Raw genomic sequence first — 1,360 nt, 5'->3', positions numbered from 1 at the left:
ACGACGTCCACGTCGCACTCTCCACCGGCACCACCTTCACCCCCACCACCAAATGGCACGACTTCTTCGGCCTCCCCGGAGAAACCACCCTCTGACATCCGAACCCCCGCCTGAATCGGCACGACACCGGCCGCTGTCGGGATCGTGGCCCGCAGCGGGCGTCACCAGCCCCCGAACACACCGGCAGCTTCCCCGAGGAGAATCGATGGACAACACCCCTGACAGCATTCGGCCCCTTTCCCGCCGGCGGCTCCTGACCGGCGCGGCGGGAGTGGCTGCCGCCGGCGCGCTGGCCGGCGCCTTCAGCGCGCCGATGGCCGCCCAGGCCGCCGGCGACGGGCACGGCCTGCGCATCGTCGACCGCAACGAGAACGGCGGTCGCCTCCAGTACTACCGCTTCGCCACCGACGCGATCGGGTGGGATCCCGCGGTCAACGTCCTGCTGCCCGACGGCTACCACACCAGCAACAAGCGCTACCCGGTGCTGTACCTGCTGCACGGCGGGAACTCCGACTTCCGGGCCTTCCACATGTACGACAACATCATCAACCTCACCGCCGGCCGGGAGATCATCGTCGTCATGCCGGACGCCGCGACCGGGTGGTACTCCAACCCGGTCAGCAGCAACACCGGGCCCCGCAACTGGGAGACCTTCCACATCGCCCAGCTGCTCCCGTGGATCGAGCAGAACTTCCGCACCTTCCCCGAGTACAACGGCCGCGCCGTCGCCGGCTTCTCGATGGGCGGGTTCGGCGCCCTGAAGTACGCCGCGAAGTACTACGGCCACTTCTGCTCGGTCAGCTCCCACTCCGGTCCGGCCAGCCTGCGCCGGGACTTCGGCCTCGTCGTGCACTGGGCCAACGTGAGCTCGGCCGCGGTCGAGCTGGGTGGCGGCACCGTCTACGGTGCCCCGCTGTGGGACGAGGCGCGGGTCAACGCCGACAACCCGGTGCAGCGCATCGGCAGCTACCACAACAAGCGGATCTTCCTGGCCGCCGGCACCTCACCTGACCCGGTGAACTGGTTCGACACGGTGAACGAGACCCAGGTGCTGGCCGGCCAGCGCGAGTTCCGGGCGGCTCTCGGGCGGGCGGGGATCCCGCACGAGTGGCGCGAGGTACCCGGCGGGCACTACTTCCGCCACGAACTCTTCGTCCAGGACCTCAACGGGATGCTCGGTCGCCTCCGTCGCGCCGGCTGATCCGGCCCCGCCCGCTCGGCGGTAGACACAAAAAGGGCCATCCCCCAGGGGGATGGCCCTTTTTGAAAGATGTCCGGCGGTGTCCTACTCTCCCACACCCTCCCGAGTGCAGTACCATCGGCGCTGGAGGGCTTAGCTTCCGGGTTCGGAATGTAACCG

The 1,360-nt window shown here is 68.8% G+C and carries 1 protein-coding gene and 1 rRNA gene; one reads left to right on the top strand and one right to left on the bottom strand.

Features of this window, described 5'->3' with window-relative positions; genetic code table 11:
- Positions 1 to 205: 205 nt before the first annotated feature.
- Entirely contained in the window at positions 206 to 1,201 is a 996-nt protein-coding gene (locus tag ABT023_RS29010; protein WP_350889870.1) for an alpha/beta hydrolase, read from the top strand.
- Between the two features lie 71 nt (positions 1,202 to 1,272).
- Here the strand turns inward: ABT023_RS29010 and rrf are convergent.
- Positions 1,273 to 1,360 (bottom strand): 5S ribosomal RNA (gene rrf, locus ABT023_RS29005); the annotation flags it as partial.

The sequence above is a fragment of the Micromonospora sp. NPDC002296 genome (assembly GCF_040296145.1).
GTDB lineage: Bacteria > Actinomycetota > Actinomycetes > Mycobacteriales > Micromonosporaceae > Micromonospora.
This window is presented reverse-complemented; position numbering and strand designations above follow the sequence as displayed.

What these genes read in the sequence shown, in the direction of transcription:
- ABT023_RS29010 (WP_350889870.1), top strand. Translation starts at nt 206, where the DNA reads ATGGACAACACCCCTGACAGCATTCGGCCCCTTTCCCGCCGGCGGCTC.